Genomic DNA, 17,497 nt, shown 5'->3' with positions numbered 1-17,497 from the left:
TGATTTAACGAATATATGTACAGCGTATCAGGTAAAAACATCCCTAATTTTATGCTTAAATTAATATACCATGAAAGCAATTATTTTAGAAGAATTTGGGTCCGCGGATCAATTAGCTATACAAGAACTACCGAAGCCCGTTATCAAAGAGCATGAAGTGCTGATACAGGTGAAAGCCATCAGTATTAATCCTGTAGATATTAAAACCCGGGAAGGAAAGGGTGTTTCAGGCCTGATAAAAGAAGAAAAACCAATCATTCTAGGTTGGGACATCTCAGGAATTGTGGTGGAAACTAAATCTGATATGTTTAAAGCTGGCGATGAAGTGTTTGGCATGGTCAACTTTCCTGGCCATGGAAAAGCCTATGCCGAATATGTTGCTGCTCCGGCAGATCAACTGGCCTTAAAACCAAGTCAAATCAGTCATGCAGACGCCGCTGCAGCTACCTTAGCGGCATTAACCGCCTTGCAAGTTCTCGTTGATCATGCTAAAATCAAGGCAGGCGACCGCGTTCTGATCCATGCCGCAGCTGGCGGAGTGGGACATTATGCAGTACAAATTGCCAAACACCTGGGGGCCTATGTGATTGGCACTTCCTCTGCAGCAAAGAAAAATTTTATCATGAGCCTTGGTGCTGATGAACATATTGATTATGCCGCTGGTCCTTTGGAGGAATTCACAAAGGATATTGATTTCGTACTCGATGCCATCGGTGGAGAAAATATCGACAAATCCTTAAAGGTCATCAGGAAAGGCGGCACCATCATCAGTATTCCCTCCGGGCTTAGAGAAGAAGTCACAGAAAAAGCAAAAGCAATGGGCATCAATGGTTATTTTACCATGGTACAATCTAATGGTCAGAACATGCAGAAAATCGCTGGACTACTGGATGATAGATCCCTCCTATCTCATGTTTCTCAAACCTTTGATTTTGATCAAATGGCGGATGCACACAGGGCATTAGAGACTGGAAGAACACAAGGGAAAATTGTGGTTTTGATAGCCTAACCGCTAATAGCAATGTGCAAAAAGTGCACATTGCTATTGATCCACAGCAGCATTTCTTCTTTATTTCATTATGATTTCTTCTTTATCTCATTTATGGCAGATATACTTCTCTTTCTTCTAAATGCTGAAGGACTTCTTTTCTATCCAGTAGCGCATCACGCAGTTGTTTATCAGACATCATCTTCAACTGGTCATACTGCTTAATACCAGCTTGTGAAGCGTTACCATAACTTAAACTTACTTTAGCACGAACTTTAGGTCCAAACTCCGTCACAGCAACATAACTGTCGCCAAAGTATGCTTGTTCTTTGTCAGGTGTAATCCCCTTATAATAAATCGTTCGGAAAATCCCATATTCTCCTGGGCCACCATTGGCAGCATAATCAATCTCATCCTTTGAGAAGCGACAAATATCCCCCCAAGCTATCTCGATACTGCCATATTTTTGCTGGACTTCTGCTATTGCCGCTTTAAAAAGCAGCAGGATCTGCTGGTCATCTTTAAATCCAGAAGGTGTGCTTACCGGATTTTTAATATCCCATGCTTTGGCATACATTTCAGGCTTCAGCTGATCAAACCAGGCCGCAAACAAAACAGCTCCTTTACTCGTATTTTCCGTTTGTTTATCCCATGAATTTAATACTTTCGCTGCATTCGCCATTGTACTATCCGGCGTATTTTTTACTGCCGATAAAAGCGCTGGCAGGAAACGATCAGCAGCTTCCATTCCCGTATTTAACTTATAAGCTACCAACTGAACAAATGTGATTGATGGATTGTTTTTCACAAGGTTCACTGCACGCTGTGCCCTTAAACCCATTTCCTGAGGAGCCATATAAGCCGGAAAATCAAGGGGATTGAGCTGTGCCGGATAGGTACTAATCCAAGGTGCATCATTACAATTTTGAACAAAACCTGTGGAAGGATTAAAGAGTTTTGGTAAGTCTTTATAGGGATGTGTCTTTTGCCATATATATTTGGATTGAGTTCCATCAATAAGCCCATTCCAAAAGGTAAAGTCTCCGGAAGAACGAATGGGTACATTCCCTCCAAAGAGGTAATGAATATTGCCAGCCTGATCTGCATAAATCACATTGAACATTGGTATCTGCAGCATCTTTTCCGCAGTTTCAAACTCTTTCCAGTTTTTTGCTTTTCCCATGAGATGATACTGCTGCAAAAGTTGGTGGTTGTCCATTCCCGCCATTCTGAGCGCATAAGCTTTGCCATTTTTCTCTTCCAGGACAGGACCATGTACCGCATATTTAAACTCCAGTATCTCTAATTTAAGACTGCCGTCTTTTTGTCTGACTCCTATCGTATCTGTTCTTTTTAGGAATGGTTTTGTGGCTCCGTCAAGTAAATACCCACCATCAGACAGGCTGAGTTCATAGCGATCAGCAGCATCAATAGTGTTTACCGTGTGCGTCCAGCCCAGGTGATCATTAAATGCAATAATTTGGGTACAGGTGCCAACCAAGCTTACTCCATAGGTACTGTACTCCGGAGCATTGAGCTGTGCTTCAAAAAAAGTAAAAGAATCGCTCCACATCAAATGTGGATTGGCCATGAGCATCGCATGTTTAGCTGCTGATTTTGAAGGAGAAATTGCCATCGCATTAGAGCCTGGCTGGGCGACCAGTTTTTCCGGCATAATGAGGTCACTGTAGGCTAAAAACTTCAGGTAAATCATAGATTTCGTATGGGCAAGTACATCATAAGGGCTGATGGGTAAAACTGCTTTTCTATCCGACTGAATGGCTTCTGGATGTGCTTTAGCATAAGCATTTGCTCCTGCAACAAAAGCATCGAGGTAACTTTTGTACAATGGCGACTGTGCCTTATACTCCTGCACCGCATGTTTTTTTAATTCAAACAAATGAACTACCTGATCGCTATGCAAGTATTCTTCTCCCCAGAATTCGGCTGCACGCCCTCTGGCTTGTCCATATAACTTCAGCATTAGATTGGCATGGTTACGCATCTGTGCCCACCCATACCCATAGTACATTTCGGCCGTAGTTTTTCCATATACATGAGGCACTCCGTATTTATCCCATAGGATCTCGGATGTCTTAGGCTTTTGAGCGTTGAGAATTGATCCAGCGCTGAGCAACTGGATGATCATAAAAATCAACAGAAAAACAATCTTTGTATAATGCTGTTGCTGCGTTTTAGGGAGAGCGGTTTTGTTCATAGAGATTGACCTGACCAACAAGGTATTTAAAATCAAGACAACTAACAACTTAGCACATACTCATTAATAAAAAAACGATCAATGGTATTGCTTTATCCACCTAGAACAGGCTATTTTAATTTCATTATTCCATCGAAAAACCTTCATAAGCTGTGCGACAAGTCCTGATTTGGTTTGGGCTCAGATGAATTTAATAGTACCTTGGCAATTTTATGATAGAAATGGAAGACCAGGTGCACAAGAGTTTCAAATTTGCCTCCTATATAATTTTTGCGGCCATATTAGTTGATGTAATTATCGGAGTCATCCAAAGTCGTCAGGATGCAAACTTTGAACTGTCGGTTGGCATGGAAACCTCATTAATGTTTATGACATTAGGATACTTTGCTTTCATTGGAAAACATTGGGTAAAATGGGTGGCATTATTTGTGACTGTACTCAGCATTTTCCCCTTGCTGTCCACACCGGCACCAGAAATCAACATTACCTCCCCTTATACCTTACAGCTGTTTTCTGGTTTCTTAAAAATCACCGCCGTTATCCTTTTGTTTTTAGGACCGAAAGAAATCAAAAAATAGAAAAGATAACGACCTGAGTTCGAAGCACTGCAAACTAACGTCTGGAATTTTTGTTATCATCTAAATTTGATTATGAAAGATTCCAGAATTAAAGTACTCTTTTTTGACGTCGGCGGTGTCTTGCTGAACAATGGCTGGGGGCACCAATCCAGACAGGAGGCGGCAAAACTTTTCGATTTAAATTATGAAGAAATGGATGTGCTCCACGATTTCATCTTCAATGTGTATGAGATGGGGAAAATCACCCTTGACGATTACCTGGATGTCGTCGTTTTCAATCATCCAAGATCTTTTAGCAAACAAGATTTTAAGGACTTCATGTTTGCGCAATCGGTAGAATTGCCCGGACTGCTGTCCTGGTTAAAAGAATGGAAAAAGACCTGCGGGCATAGGCTCATCTCTATCAATAATGAAGGTCGGGAACTCAACAATTACCGCATTCAGAAATTTGGGTTACACGATTGTTTTGATGCTTTTATTTCCTCCTGCGAGGTAGGGATGCGCAAACCTGATCCAGGTATTTTTAATCTGGCCATGGGCATCGCACAGGTTTCCCCAGAGGAATGTATTTACTTTGATGACCGATTGATGCTGACAAAATCTGCTCAGAAACTCGGTATCCGGAGCATTCACCACCAGGACTTCGCCACTACACAGCAGATCATTCAGGAAATTAATTCTTCCAAAAAACCTTAAAAGCCATGAACAACCAAGAACTTAAAAACATAGCCGAAAGGCTCATGAGAGACGATAAAGGATTGCTGGCCATGGACGAAAGTACCGGTACCTGCGACAAAAGATTTAAAGCACTAGGCATTCCTCAAACCGAAGAATTCCGCCGCAAATACCGCCAATTGATCGTAACTACTCCTCAATTGGAAGAAAGCATCAGCGGTGCGATACTTTTCGAAGAAACACTTCATCAAAACACTGATGATGGACAGTCTTTTCTGGCCATTCTTAAACAAAAAGGCATCATTCCGGGAATAAAAGTAGATCAGGGAACGGTACCATTTTTTCCAGGAGAAACGATTACTGAAGGACTGGACGGTTTAAGCATTCGCCTGGCTGATTATTATCAAATGGGTTTACGTTTTGCCAAATGGCGTGCGGTGATCCATATCGACACCAATATCCCTACGAAAGCTTGTATTGCAGCCAATGCTTATACCCTTGCCCGTTATGCAGCACTTTGTCAGGAAGCCGGAATAGTGCCCATTGTGGAGCCCGAAGTTTTAATGGATGGAGACCATACCCTGGAAAGGTGTGCGGAAGTGACTCAGGACGTTTTGAAAGCGGTATTTAATGCCTTGTATGCACAAAAGGTTTTCCTGGAAGGGATGATCTTAAAACCCAATATGGTATTACCTGGACTGGCTTGTTCCGCGCAAAGTGATACAGAAGAGATTGCTCAGCAAACCTTTTCTACTTTTCTCCATGTTGTCCCTGCGGCTGTTGCCGGCATTGCATTTCTATCCGGAGGACAATCCCCTTTCCTTGCTTCTGAGCGACTGAACATGATGCAGCTCAGGTCTGGATCACTCCTGCCATGGCCTTTAACTTTTTCCTTTTCCAGGGCAATCCAGCAACCGGCATTGGAAATCTGGAAGGGTGAAGATCAAAACGTGACCAGGGCGCAAAAAGCATTGGCCCACCGTGCAGCCTGCAACAGTGCCGCACGCAGAGCGGAGTACCATCATGGAATGGAAAATGATTCTGAAGCATCATGAAAAAGCTCATCATATTTGACCTTGATGGCACTTTAGCGGAAAGCAAAGCTGCCATAGACCCGGAAATGTCCGTACTTTTAAACGACCTGCTGCAAGTTGCCAAAGTGGCCATCATCTCCGGCGGCAATTGGCCACAATTTGAAAAGCAAGTCCTTTCTCATCTTCCTGCAAAAGCTAATCTTAGCCATTTGTCAATTTTACCAACCTGCGGCACCAAGTATTATCAATATAAACAAGACTGGAACCAACTTTATGCAGAAAATTTTACTGCAGCAGAGCGACAAAAAATATTAGACAACTTGCATCATGCCGTATCCCTTTCCGGCTTTACTCCTGCGCAGACCTGGGGTGAGCAGATTGAAGATCGCGGCAGCCAGATCACCTACTCGGCTTTAGGTCAGCAAGCCCCCCTTGAAGCTAAGAAAGTCTGGGATCCTGATTTTAGCAAACGAAAGGTGATTAAAGCACAGCTCGACCAGTCCTTGTCTGAATTTTCCGTTCAGATGGGTGGTGCCACTTCTATCGACATCACCAAGCCAGGGATCGACAAAGCTTACGGCATTCATAAACTTCAGGAAACGCTAAAAATTGCCATTGCAGAAATGATATTCATTGGCGATGCGCTTTTTGAAGGAGGTAATGACCATCCTGCCCGAAAAACGGGGGTAGTTTGTATCTCTGTTAAAGACCCTCAGGAAACCAAAAAAGTAATCGAAACCATCATTGCCTGTCTAAACAACTCCGATAAAAACACCTCAAATGAAAGCAAATAAGTCTCAGATGGATTCGATCAAATTAAAACGAATGGGCGTTATTATGGAGCCTCAGCCAGGAAATGAGCTGGAAATAGAAGGTGTGCTAAATCCTGCTGCAGTACGAGGTCCTGATGGAGACCTTTACTTATTTCCACGCTTAGTAGGGAAAAACAACTATTCCAGAATCGGGATTGCGAAAGTCATCTTTAACGAAGTTGGCGACCCTATTGGTGTTGAGCGGCTGGGTGTAGCACTGGAGCCTGAAGCTGAATATGAAAAGCGGCCGGATGGTGGAGGTGGCTGCGAAGATCCAAGGGTTACTCATATCGAATCGTTAAATATTTACGTGATGACTTATACTGCATTTTCCGCCAATGGTCCGCGCATCGCGATTGCCTATTCCAAAGAGCTGATCCATTGGGAAAGACTTGGCCTGGCCAGTTTTGAACAATATGAGCATATTGAATTTAATCAGATTGACAATAAGGATGCCTGCCTATTTCCAGCGGCTATTGTGAGTCCACATGGCCATCCTTCTTTTGCCATGCTCCACCGCCCACTTTTCCCTGGAACCAGCCCAGAAGAGCTTAGAACCCGTCCACACGACCATGAAATCAGACAGCATCATGAGTGTATCTGGATTTCTTATTGTCACATTAACAAAGAAAACCATCCCTCCGGGCACTTACCTAAATTTGTATCTAACCAACCTTTGGCAATTCCCAAGGCGGATTGGGAAAACATAAAAATAGGTGCAGGAACACCGCCTGTACTTACAAAACAAGGCTGGCTGATTTTATATCACGGAGTTAGGGAAACAGCGCTTCAGAATAGTAGTCAGCATGAACTGAGTTACTCCGCTGGTATCATGATATTGGATAAAGAACAGCCCCACAAAATCTTATACCGATCGCCCGAACCTGTTCTTGCACCAGATCTTCCGGAAGAGCAAGTTGGCACTATTGCCAATGTAGTATTTCCGACCGGTATAGACAGGCGGGATGATCTGGGGATGCCCAACCGTTTTGATGTTTATTATGGTATGGCTGATGACCGTATTGGCGTTGCCCGACTAGATTTACCGGAGCTATTATAAAAGAAAACTCCCTCTCTACTGATCTGCTTTTTCTATCAATTTTTGGTAATAAACTATTCTACCTGATTTTGTTACCCCTTGAATGGTTACCCAGTAACCCCTGGGATTGCTATTGTTATCAAATTCAAGCCTGTAACCCTTATCTTCCATCAATACTATTGGATTCCAGTATAAGGTTTGCCGGTCATCATCATAAAAAAGATTCATTTTCTCTTTATTCGAGTAAAGACGATTAGAGAATGGAATAATCCCTACATAGCCTCCAACAGTTTGGAGATCTATTCTTCGGCCAAGACTTTTATTAGCGCCATCCGGCCCTGTCGTATAAAATACGATTGCTCCACCATTAGGATTATTAGGATGGGTTTCGAAAATTTTAATAAAAGCAATCTGATTCACATCTGGATATTCAACAGCTACAGCAGTTGAATCTCTCCGCCGGGGACTGAAACCACTATTTGGAATTCCTTTGGTATGATAAATCCCGTCGAACACATAAATGGGCCTTATTTTATGTATAATAGGGTATTTAAGCTGCAGGTAGCGTACCAGATCATTATAATCGTAGATATCAATCAGGTTTGAATAATTCTGTATATCAATAGATGCGAGGCCTTCCCTGCTATACCAACCTTTGGCGTAGTATTTATCCATATTTTCTATTCGATAATTTCGCCTTGTTTTGATGCGAACTTCTCTTAGTGTGACTACGCCATTTTTATCTTTAAAATAGCGCGGATTGTATTCCCATATTTTCTCCGGGAAGGTTTGGTTTTCAATCAGGCCTTCCGCAGCAGATGGAAGGTACAAACGATCAGGTTTAGGGACTGCTGCAAACTCGTAATCGACATGAAATCTAATCGCATTAACAGCCTCTTCAATTTGCACAAACCGCAGCTCCATGGAATCCAAAAAGTTAAACTTCTTCAGTTCAAACCTACCCTGCTCATCAAGAGAAATGGTGGTATACTTCATCACACCATCCGACAATGCCCGATATCCAAAAGAAACACCTTTAACCGATTTACCCTTTTTCGAATTTCTTTCCTTTAAAGAGGCGAGTCTTTTATCAAAAGTCAGCTTGTCTTTATCGCTCATCCGAATGCGACCTTTTAAATACAGCAAACTATCCTTTAATGGCTTTAACGCATCAAAACTGGAGAAATCAGTTTGCCAGGAATTGGTTTGAACGAAACGGTTCAACATGGTCTTATTCTTAAAATAACTAAATGGCTCAATGATTCGATGCTTACTTAAGGAGCTAAACAGTAAAGCATCCACAATCGTATGGGTACTGTCTACCGGAGCTTGCGCATCAGTAATCGAAATAGATAGGTTAGCATATTCTCCTTCAGGTAATCCAATCTGAAGTGTATTCCTTCCTTTTGGATACTTGGAAAAATCTTTCACCTCCAATTTAGGGGTAATCACCAATTCTTCGGCTTCAATCATTAAAGAACGCTGGCCAATACATTTACCCTTCTCGTCAAATAACAGCAATTGCAATACTCCAGCGTCAAGGTCATTTTTAGGCAGCTTTAAATTACTCCTTGCGCCATTCGCTAATCTGAATTTATTTCTAAATAGCGAATTCCTGTTTAATCTTGCTTCAATGGTATATTCTTTGGAGACACTTGTCTGCGGATCATCCTGCGATATTGCGGTCAACAAAGAAATACTAACGGTATCTTTTGTACTGCTGACACTGAGTTTTGCGCCCTCCTTGAGTACTGCCGGAAGCTTTATGCTGCCTATTTTCCCATCCGGACCAGACCACTCGATCGTTTTTTCTTCTTCAGTCCCAATCATCGCGATTTCAGCAAAACCTTCCTCCTTACTGCTAAAGCTGAGTAATTCTTCTCCAGATTTCATTAACACTTTACCCTTAAGCGCTGCCAGATGACCAGTTTGGTCGTAAGCACTCAAGATGATTTTGTTCATTACGCCTTTTAAAAGCATACCTCCTTCCGGCTGAACAGCCAAAAAATACTCCCTTTTAACCCTTTCCTTTTTCCTTGCTTTTTGCTGTAAAATTGGGATCGACCTGAAATACCCCATCTCCTTGTTTTTCGCAATAATGGTGGTATATGCGTTTAAGTTGAGGATATCACCTTCATAATTTGTGGGAATGACAAAATGAGATGGGCTAACACCATCACTGAGCAGGTAAACATTATGCTCCAGAATTGTGCCTTCAGTATTTCCCCAGTCGATATACAAATTCCTTAACGACTCATCCAGGAACCCATCATTTAGCACATAACCTTTAAACCAAACGGTATCACCTGGAAAATAGGCACCTTTATCTGTATGTAAGAAAATGGCAGGTACGCCTTGAGCATATAGGCTCATAGAAAATATTGAACACAGAAACCATAAAGTAATTGAGAACAAAAAAGATCTAGCCATTTCGCCTAAGTTGAGAGTGTTTATAGATGAAATTAAAGATGTTAAATTAATTTCAATTAACGATCAGCTCCAGCAAGATATTATCGCTTTATTTTCAAGTTATTCACAGCGGTCTAATCTTTTGTAAAACAGGGCAGGCTTCCTTCTAAATTCAGCAGAAATAAAATAGCTTTGCGGTCCTAAATTATGTGCGCAAGATATACCCTAACAGCCGAAGAAAAAGAGATTCTAAAAACCAATCCGTATCAACTTGTTGGTGCTTACGAGCCAGATGCTAATATTGCCGTTACCGATGGTGGTTTGGTCATCACTTCTGATGAGCCTGATATAATTCAACAGATGTCTTTCGGTATTGTTCCCCACAATGCGAGCAGCAATGTACTAACCTTTGACACCTGGAACATTCGCAGTGAAGAGGTCATGGAAAAGAAAACCTATGCTCCTTTAATGAAACATCGTAAAACCTGTTTAATCATTGCGGATAGCTTTTATGAGTGGCAAAAGATTACTGATACCGACAAGCGGCCATACCGCTTTACCAATGAGCGAAAAACTTTCTGCTTCGCAGGATTATGGAGTCAGTGGGTAAATCCCGAAACCGGTGAAAAATACCGGACTTTTGGCATCATGACTACTGAAGCGAATAAGACGGTAGGCGAAATCCATGACAAGCAAAGAATGCCAGTTATCCTGCATCGAAATGAAGAACTGAGGTGGTTAAACAAAAAGCTAACCGTAGAACAATTGCTGGAAATGTGTAAACCTTACCCAGATCATTTGATGAGCAGGACGCAAGTGAGTAAAAAAGTGAATAAAGTTTCTACAAAAAAGAGCCCGAATAAGGGTCTTGACCTCATTAAACCATATAACGAACTGACCATACCCACTCTTTTTGACTAAAAACAGGGAATGATGAAAAATAAAACTACTCATTTTTAGCTCTTTATAAAGACTTCATTAAATAAAGTGAATCATAATTTGCAGAACCGACTGGAGTTCGTACTTTTGTGCCGGAGAGTTGGCAGAGTGGTCGATTGCGGCAGTCTTGAAAACTGTTGACTTGTCAAAGGGTCCGCGGGTTCGAATCCCCCACTCTCCGCCAAAATGGTATCTAAACCAACAAAAAGCCTGCAAATCATACGATAGCAGGCTTTTTGCATTTTGAAGAGTTACAATTTTCGCAGGAATTCCGATCACTATAGGTGAGTGATTCGGTGAGTAATTAAAAAATAAAACAGACTCACCGAACAGCCAATAAAAACCTGACAGCAAGCACGTTACAAAACTAAACATCTTGATTTCTAATTACTACAAAGCTAAATTTGTTCACCATAATGTTTAACATTATGAAAACCAATTTCAGCTTGCTCTTCTACATGAAGAAGCCAAAAAACTATCAAAAAGGCGTTGTTCCTATTTATCTTCGCATTACTGTGAATGGTAACCGTTCAGAAGTTAACATTCACAGTAATGCGCTTAGCGGCTATACAAACGGGATCAATGCCAAAAGTTGTGGAGCAAGAGATAAAATTATAGCTTTGTCTATCTATATCCCATTTTATTTATGCCTTCTGCGAGCACCACTTTACTTCGTCTGTTTTTACCGGAATTTATCATAGAGAATTTTGAATTTACCAATGCCATTGAAGACCCTGACACTTTTCATATTCAGTTGGAAGAACTCAATCAACTGCCTACAGAATGGGGCTCGCTCAAGGTGCAGTCAAAAGGTTTTTTCCCGCAGATCGTGGTTCAGGATTTCCCCATTCGTGGACATAAGGTCTTCTATCATATCAAACGCCGGCGCTGGATCAATTTGGAAAGCGGCAAAGTGATCTACCGGGATTGGACTTTAGTTGAGAAAGGAACGCGAATGACAGGAGATTTCGCGGCTTTTTTAAAAGAAATCAATCGATACAGCCCCGAGTAGCGTTGATACGATCAGTTCATTTTATGGTGTAAAGGTCAAAAACCTGCTTCGTCAGTACCGTGATTACCTCAGCGACTTTAAAAGCTGGGATCAAAAAGCACATGCAAAACAATGGCTATTATACCCGGAGAATCTTGGTGAACAGCTCTCCATTGATGAAACCAGTCTGTCCCATGGTGAACTTTATACTATTATCACCAATAAAGCTGCTAAAGGTAAAAAAGGGGCTATCGTGGCTATTGTAGCGGGAACTAAAGCCGAAACGGTGATTTCTGTATTGCAACAAATTCCTGAACGGCTGAGAAAAAAGGTGACCGAGATTACCCTGGATATGGCAGGTAATATGGAACTAATCTGCAAACGTTGTTTTCCAGGAGCTATCAGAGTCACTGACCGTTTCCATGTGCAGAAACTGGCTACCGAAGCGCTACAGGAAATGCGGATTAAACATAGATGGGAAGCGATGGATATCGAAAATGAAGCCATTGAGCAATCAAAGAAAACAGGCCACCCTTTTCATCCGGAAGTACTCCATAACGGGGATACGGTCAAGCAATTACTCGCCAGGGGAAGATACGTATTGTATAAAAAGCCTGCCGATTGGACCCAAAGCCAAAAGGATCGTGCTGAGCTTCTATTTGAAAGATTTCCTGATCTTAAAACAGCATATGGGCTGAGTATGGGGCTTAGTCAGCTATTTGAAAACACAAAGAATAAGGTCTTTGCACTGGCCAAGCTGGCTAAATGGCACGAAAGAGTCAGGCAAACTGGCTTCAAGGCTTTCAACACCATTGCAAGATCGATACAGAATCATTATCAGACCATATTAAACTACTTTGATCGCAGATCTACAAACGCTTCTGCCGAATCTTTCAACGCCAAAATCAAAGCTTTTAGAGCTCAGTTTAGAGGCGTCAAAAATATTGAATTCTTCCTTTTCAGACTTACACAATTGTATGCTTAACAGCGAAATTCAAACCACTGCTCCACAACTTTTGGCATTGATCCTACAAACGGAAGTTTTGAGCTGAACCTGAGGCTAAGTCTCGGGAAATAATTTCCATAAAAACTCTTTTTTAGTGACAAAAATAGCTCAGCAACCGGCTAAAAATCAAGCTTAAACCTATAAAATATCAAGTTTTGTTAATGCAGTTAAATAAAAACTACCAAATCCATAGATTTTATTTGTTTACTAAAAAATAATACTATCTTCGTATTATCAATACCAACTCTTAACAACCTAGAACACAATGAAAACAGGCTTACATTTTATGAAAATGAAAAAAAACACAGCTCAAAAAGGAACCCGCTTTCTATTAGGCTGTCACTGTTGTTGTTGATGATTCCTTTCAGTAATCACTGAAAAACCTAGACACTTAAAATCATGTATTGTCCAAACCTAACCTGATGCTAAAAACATCCATAGGGCCTTGCTTTGCAATTTATTTTTTGCAGGCATCGGGCAAAAACAATAAATCATACCAGATCTCTGGAAAACGAAAAACCAACAAACCATTTAATATAAACACGATGAAAAAACATTTACTCCTTATCTTTCTATTGATACTCACGACAAATACTGTATTTGCCCAAAACCCAATAACAGGCGTCATCAAAAGCAGTAATGGCGTTCCCGTACCACACGCAACAGTACTGATCAGAGGCACTAAAATTTCTGCAACTGCCGATAAAGATGGTAAGTTCAGTATTGATGCACAGACAGATCTCCCATTCTATCTTAGAATTAGCTCAGTAGGTTATAAATCTCAGGATTTCCAGATTTTAAAACTTCAGGAAGCTCCTTTTGAATTGATTCTGATTGAAAGCGAACTTCTGGATGAGATCGTAGTGACCTCAAGAAGACGCTCAGAAGTACTGCAGGATGTGCCTATCGCCATTACTGTGATCGGTGGCCAGGCTGCTGAAAATGCAGGCGCTTTTAACGTTAACCGTTTAAAAGAACTCGTACCTTCCGTACAGTTATATGCTTCAAACGCAAGAAATACGACCCTTAATATCCGAGGACTAGGTTCAACATTTGGCTTAACCAACGATGGTATTGATCCAGGGGTAGGCTTTTATGTAGATGGAGTTTACCAGGCTCGTCCGGCAGCTACCTCTACAGATTTCCTTGACATTGAGCAAATAGAAATTCTGCGTGGCCCGCAAGGAACCTTGTTTGGTAAGAATACAACAGCAGGTGCATTTAACATCACCACCGCAAAACCAACTCAAACCCCAAGCGGAAAAGTGGAACTGAGCTTTGGAAACTATAATTTTATACAAGCAAAAACATCGGTTTCCGGTGGTGTAGCAAAAAACCTTGCAGCAAGATTATCGATCTCCGGAACTCAAAGAGATGGAACTATATTCAATACAAAAGAACAACGTAGATATAGCGGCCAAAATAACATTGGTTTTAAAGGCCAGTTATATTATACACCGTCAGAGAAATTACAGGTATTGTTAAGTGGTGATGCGAGTATCCAGCACCCAGCTGGTTACCCGTTGGTAATTGCAGGAGTGACCACAACAGAAAGAAGCGCATATCGTCAGTATGCCAAAATTGTTTCTGATTTAGGTTATCAGCAGCCTGTAGCAGATCCTGCCTCCCGAGAAATCAACACCAATACACCATGGAAGCATGACCAGTCTATTGGTGGTATCTCCGTAAACTTAGACTATAAGATTGGCAATGGAACGCTGACTTCCACTACTGCCTGGAGATTCTGGAATTGGAACCCTACAAACGACAGGGATTTCTCTGAATTATCTGCATTAACTAAATCTCAGGGAAACTCTCGCCATGATCAATATTCACAAGAAGTGAGATATGCTGGTACTATCGCTGAAAAAGTAACTGGTGTAATTGGTGTATTTGCCCTTAGTCAGAATTTGAAAGGATTAGAGCAGACAGAAGAAGTAGGTAAAGATCAGTGGAGATTTGTGCAGACAAGTAATACCGGTTCACAGGCATTATACTCCACTCCTGGCTTGTTAGATGGTTACGGTATCAGAACCAATTCAACGATTAAATCATTAAGTACTGCCGTGTTTGCACAAGCGGATTGGGAATTCCTGAATCACTTTCATATTTTACCAGGTTTAAGGTACACTTATGATAAAAAAGATGTGGACTACGACAGGGTAACTTATGGTGGTTTGCAAACTACAGATGCAGCATTACTTGCACTTAAAACGGCTATTTACAACAATCAAAAATTCAATACTAGTGTAGACAACAACAATTTGTCTGGTAACGTTACTTTGTCTTACCGTCCTTCCACTAAATTAAATGCCTATGGAACGTTTTCAACCGCTTACAAACCAGTTGGTGTGAATGTTGGCGGTTTACCAACCACTCCTACTGGAGAAGCGGATCTTTCTCTGGCCGTAGTTAAACCAGAATATGTACAGCATTATGAATTGGGTATTAAAACCAAGCCATTTAAAGGTGCAATTGTAAATGTTAGTGCTTTCAATACAGATATTAAAGATTATCAAACGAACGTACAATCACCACAATTGGGTGTAAACAGGGGTTACCTTGCTAATGCTGAAAAAGTGAATGTAAAAGGTTTAGAAGTTGATGGAAATTATCAATTAGGAAGGTTCTTAACCTTAAATGCGGCCCTAGCTTATCTTGATGGTAAGTATGTGAAATTTCAAAATGCACCATTGCCCTTAGAAGAAACCGGTCATACGGAATTGGTGAATAGTGTAGCTACACAAGTAGCATTTAAAGATGCTTCCGGAGGCCGATTACCAGGTATTTCTAAATGGAATGTTTCAGGAGGCGCAGAATTCAGCAATCCAGGCAACTTAGCAAACGTAGCAGGTAGATTTTTTATTGCTGCAGATGCGAGTTACCGTTCTGAATATTCTTCTAACCCAACACCTTCCCGTGTATTAAATGTGGAAGCCTATTCATTGTTAAATGGTAGATTAGGATTTAAATCTGATAAATTCTCCCTATTTGTTTGGGCGAGAAATATCGCTAATAAAACTTATTACGAGCAGCTGCAAGCCGCAGCAGGTAATGCTGGTTTGTATGCAGGTGTACTTGGTGATCCAAGAACTTATGGACTTACACTACGTTATTCTTTATAATACTATCTTTTTCCTATTCAAAAGCTGCTTCAGAATCTTATGAAGCAGCTTTTTTTATAATATATTGACACTCTCAACATATGTATATGTTTTGAAAAATGGGTGACTATACCTTTGCATGAACGAATTAAAACAAGTATGCAATGAGAATATTATTAACTACCCTTTCTGTAATTTTCATCAGTTTCCAAGCCTTTTCCCAAAAGGTGGACTTCTTAAACATTTACAGTCCCGCTATGAAAAAAGAGGTTAAAACATTAGTGATCCGCCCTACATCATCCACAGGAAAAACAATACCTACAGTTTACATTTTACATGGCTACACCGGGTATCCAAAAAGAACATTAACTCAGGATATCCCTGCTTTGCAAGCGCTAAGCAAAGAAATGAAAATGATCTTTGTTTTACCTGATGGAAATTACGACAGCTGGTATGTAGACAGCGAAAAGACAAATTCAAAATATGAAACATTTGTGGCAAAAGAACTTGTGGAGTACGTGCAAAACCACTATAAATCAGACCCCTCAAAAACTGCAATAATGGGCTGGAGCATGGGCGGACATGGTGCCTTATACATTGGTGCCAGGCATCAAAATACATTTGCCGCTATTGGAAGTATATGTGGCGTGATCGACTTTAGGCCTTTTGGAAAGGATTACGGTGTAACCAAAACACTAGGAGATCATCCAGAAGATTGGAAAGACTATACTGCGATCTCTCAAATAGAAAAGCTAAAAAATTCTCAGCAACAAATTCTGATTAGCTGCGGAACGGAAGATGTATTAATTGTACAAAACAGAAAACTACATGAACAACTCCTGCTATTAAAGATTCCTCATATTTATGAAGAACGACCTGGAGAGCACAATGCGGCCTACTGGTCTAAAGCAGCAATTACTCAAATATTTCAATTCAATCAATTCTTTACAAATCATGAATAATCCGGAAAGAAATTTATACCTGACAAAATGTATCTTCACCTTATCAGCATTTATAATATCATTTTCGGCTTGCAAACAGACTGATAATAAACATATTAAAACTCCAAAAACCATGAGCAACATCATTCATAAAAACCCGAAAACACTTTTTGACCCTACTCCATTCGCTTTTGCACACGCTACAAGTACTCCAGATCATGGCAGATATGTATTTATATCCGGGCAAAGTGGTGGACAAGATTTAAAACATAGCCTATCCAAAGATTTCAGGACCCAGGTTCAATTCGCATTGCGAAATTTGGAAACCGTGCTTAAAGAATATGATTTGAAACCTGATGACGTCCTTAAAATTACGGTATTAATTGTGGACCATAATCAAGAGAAACTCGCAATATGGACAGAAGAAATGCATAAAACATGGAAGAATAATCAATTCCCGGCTAGCACATTAATCCCTGTTCCAAGGTTAGCATTGAACGATATGATGGTAGAAGTTGATGCCATTGCTTTCATGCAGGAATAACACAACAATTGATTTAATTTTAATCGCACACAATATAAATTCGGTTTAAGCGTCTTTATATATGAGAGCGTTAATTTAGATAAAGGGAAATAATCTTAGGATTACTTCCCTTTTCTTTTGCTAAACTGAGCGGCTATACAGTTCAAAGTTTCTTAAGAATTACCCCGGATTGACAATTTTTCATTTCATTGGGGGTACGTACTAAATGGTTTCCTCTAT

The 17,497-nt window shown here is 40.7% G+C and carries 14 protein-coding genes and 1 tRNA gene; 13 read left to right on the top strand and 2 right to left on the bottom strand.

Annotation, left to right across the window (positions count from 1 at the left end; all coding sequences use genetic code 11):
- Positions 1-70 precede the first annotated feature (70 nt).
- Complete coding sequence (locus tag AQ505_RS08540; RefSeq protein WP_062547786.1) at positions 71-1,009, top strand: NADP-dependent oxidoreductase; 939 nt, start codon at positions 71-73, stop codon at positions 1,007-1,009.
- Between the two features lie 91 nt (positions 1,010-1,100).
- Here AQ505_RS08540 and AQ505_RS08535 read toward each other — a convergent pair whose 3' ends face one another.
- Positions 1,101-3,206 carry a penicillin acylase family protein gene (locus tag AQ505_RS08535; protein ID WP_062547785.1) on the bottom strand — a complete coding sequence of 702 codons (2,106 nt, stop codon included), beginning with the start codon at positions 3,204-3,206 and terminating at the stop codon, positions 1,101-1,103.
- 212 nt (positions 3,207-3,418) lie between these two features.
- Between AQ505_RS08535 and AQ505_RS08530 the strand changes: the two genes are divergently transcribed.
- From AQ505_RS08530 to AQ505_RS08510, 5 genes are all read left to right on the top strand, one after another.
- Positions 3,419-3,784, top strand: a complete 366-nt coding sequence (locus AQ505_RS08530; protein ID WP_062547784.1) for a hypothetical protein — start codon at positions 3,419-3,421, stop codon at positions 3,782-3,784.
- A gap of 72 nt (positions 3,785-3,856) precedes the next feature.
- On the top strand, positions 3,857-4,480 hold the full coding sequence (locus AQ505_RS08525) for an HAD family hydrolase (RefSeq protein ID WP_062547783.1): 624 nt from the start codon (positions 3,857-3,859) through the stop codon (positions 4,478-4,480).
- 5 nt (positions 4,481-4,485) lie between these two features.
- Positions 4,486-5,514, top strand: coding sequence for a class I fructose-bisphosphate aldolase (locus tag AQ505_RS08520; protein WP_062547782.1), 1,029 nt, complete (start codon positions 4,486-4,488; stop codon positions 5,512-5,514).
- The gene (locus AQ505_RS08515) at positions 5,511-6,287 is read left to right on the top strand and encodes an HAD-IIB family hydrolase (protein WP_062547781.1); all 777 of its coding nucleotides are present in this window, start codon (positions 5,511-5,513) and stop codon (positions 6,285-6,287) included. Before AQ505_RS08520 ends, AQ505_RS08515 begins: the two co-directional genes overlap by 4 nt.
- A complete protein-coding gene (locus AQ505_RS08510) occupies positions 6,274-7,365 on the top strand; it encodes a glycoside hydrolase family 130 protein (RefSeq protein WP_231635049.1) in 1,092 nt (363 codons plus the stop codon). The genes AQ505_RS08515 and AQ505_RS08510 overlap by 14 nt, the downstream gene beginning before the upstream one ends.
- Positions 7,366-7,380: 15 nt before the next feature.
- On the opposite strand, the gene AQ505_RS08505 is transcribed toward AQ505_RS08510, so the two are convergent.
- Positions 7,381-9,717 (bottom strand): hypothetical protein, encoded by a 2,337-nt coding sequence (locus AQ505_RS08505; RefSeq protein ID WP_062547780.1) that lies wholly within the window; start codon positions 9,715-9,717, stop codon positions 7,381-7,383.
- A 243-nt stretch (positions 9,718-9,960) separates the two neighbouring features.
- Between AQ505_RS08505 and AQ505_RS08500 the strand changes: the two genes are divergently transcribed.
- From AQ505_RS08500 to AQ505_RS08470, 7 genes are all read left to right on the top strand, one after another.
- On the top strand, positions 9,961-10,674 hold the full coding sequence (locus tag AQ505_RS08500) for an SOS response-associated peptidase (protein WP_062547779.1): 714 nt from the start codon (positions 9,961-9,963) through the stop codon (positions 10,672-10,674).
- A gap of 112 nt (positions 10,675-10,786) precedes the next feature.
- A tRNA-Ser gene (locus tag AQ505_RS08495) sits at positions 10,787-10,876 on the top strand.
- Between the two features lie 462 nt (positions 10,877-11,338).
- Positions 11,339-11,704, top strand: coding sequence for an ISAon1 family transposase N-terminal region protein (locus tag AQ505_RS08490; protein ID WP_062546818.1), 366 nt, complete (start codon positions 11,339-11,341; stop codon positions 11,702-11,704).
- A complete protein-coding gene (locus AQ505_RS08485) occupies positions 11,685-12,668 on the top strand; it encodes an ISAon1 family transposase (RefSeq protein ID WP_062546817.1) in 984 nt (327 codons plus the stop codon). The genes AQ505_RS08490 and AQ505_RS08485 overlap by 20 nt, the downstream gene beginning before the upstream one ends.
- Before the next feature lie 566 nt (positions 12,669-13,234).
- Positions 13,235-15,814: a TonB-dependent receptor gene (locus tag AQ505_RS08480; protein ID WP_062550932.1), complete on the top strand. Its 2,580-nt coding sequence runs from the start codon at positions 13,235-13,237 to the stop codon at positions 15,812-15,814.
- 143 nt (positions 15,815-15,957) lie between these two features.
- Complete coding sequence (locus AQ505_RS08475; RefSeq protein WP_062547778.1) at positions 15,958-16,755, top strand: alpha/beta hydrolase; 798 nt, start codon at positions 15,958-15,960, stop codon at positions 16,753-16,755.
- A gap of 112 nt (positions 16,756-16,867) precedes the next feature.
- Entirely contained in the window at positions 16,868-17,278 is a 411-nt protein-coding gene (locus AQ505_RS08470; RefSeq protein WP_062550931.1) for a RidA family protein, read from the top strand.
- Positions 17,279-17,497: the final 219 nt, after the last annotated feature.

The organism is Pedobacter sp. PACM 27299 (assembly GCF_001412655.1).
In the GTDB taxonomy this organism is placed as follows: Bacteria; Bacteroidota; Bacteroidia; order Sphingobacteriales; family Sphingobacteriaceae; genus Pedobacter.
This window is presented reverse-complemented; position numbering and strand designations above follow the sequence as displayed.

Excerpts from the sequence above, each read along its gene's own strand:
- AQ505_RS08535 (WP_062547785.1), bottom strand. The coding sequence starts at position 3,206 with ATGAACAAAACCGCTCTCCCTAAAACGCAGCAACAGCATTATACAAAG.
- AQ505_RS08475 (WP_062547778.1), top strand. The coding sequence starts at position 15,958 with ATGAGAATATTATTAACTACCCTTTCTGTAATTTTCATCAGTTTCCAA.
- AQ505_RS08525 (WP_062547783.1), top strand. The coding sequence starts at position 3,857 with ATGAAAGATTCCAGAATTAAAGTACTCTTTTTTGACGTCGGCGGTGTC.
- AQ505_RS08520 (WP_062547782.1), top strand. The coding sequence starts at position 4,486 with ATGAACAACCAAGAACTTAAAAACATAGCCGAAAGGCTCATGAGAGAC.
- AQ505_RS08510 (WP_231635049.1), top strand. The coding sequence starts at position 6,274 with ATGAAAGCAAATAAGTCTCAGATGGATTCGATCAAATTAAAACGAATG.
- AQ505_RS08505 (WP_062547780.1), bottom strand. The coding sequence starts at position 9,717 with ATGAGCCTATATGCTCAAGGCGTACCTGCCATTTTCTTACATACAGAT.
- AQ505_RS08540 (WP_062547786.1), top strand. The coding sequence starts at position 71 with ATGAAAGCAATTATTTTAGAAGAATTTGGGTCCGCGGATCAATTAGCT.
- AQ505_RS08530 (WP_062547784.1), top strand. The coding sequence starts at position 3,419 with ATGATAGAAATGGAAGACCAGGTGCACAAGAGTTTCAAATTTGCCTCC.
- AQ505_RS08470 (WP_062550931.1), top strand. The coding sequence starts at position 16,868 with ATGAGCAACATCATTCATAAAAACCCGAAAACACTTTTTGACCCTACT.
- AQ505_RS08480 (WP_062550932.1), top strand. The coding sequence starts at position 13,235 with ATGAAAAAACATTTACTCCTTATCTTTCTATTGATACTCACGACAAAT.
- AQ505_RS08490 (WP_062546818.1), top strand. The coding sequence starts at position 11,339 with ATGCCTTCTGCGAGCACCACTTTACTTCGTCTGTTTTTACCGGAATTT.
- AQ505_RS08515 (WP_062547781.1), top strand. The coding sequence starts at position 5,511 with ATGAAAAAGCTCATCATATTTGACCTTGATGGCACTTTAGCGGAAAGC.
- AQ505_RS08500 (WP_062547779.1), top strand. The coding sequence starts at position 9,961 with ATGTGCGCAAGATATACCCTAACAGCCGAAGAAAAAGAGATTCTAAAA.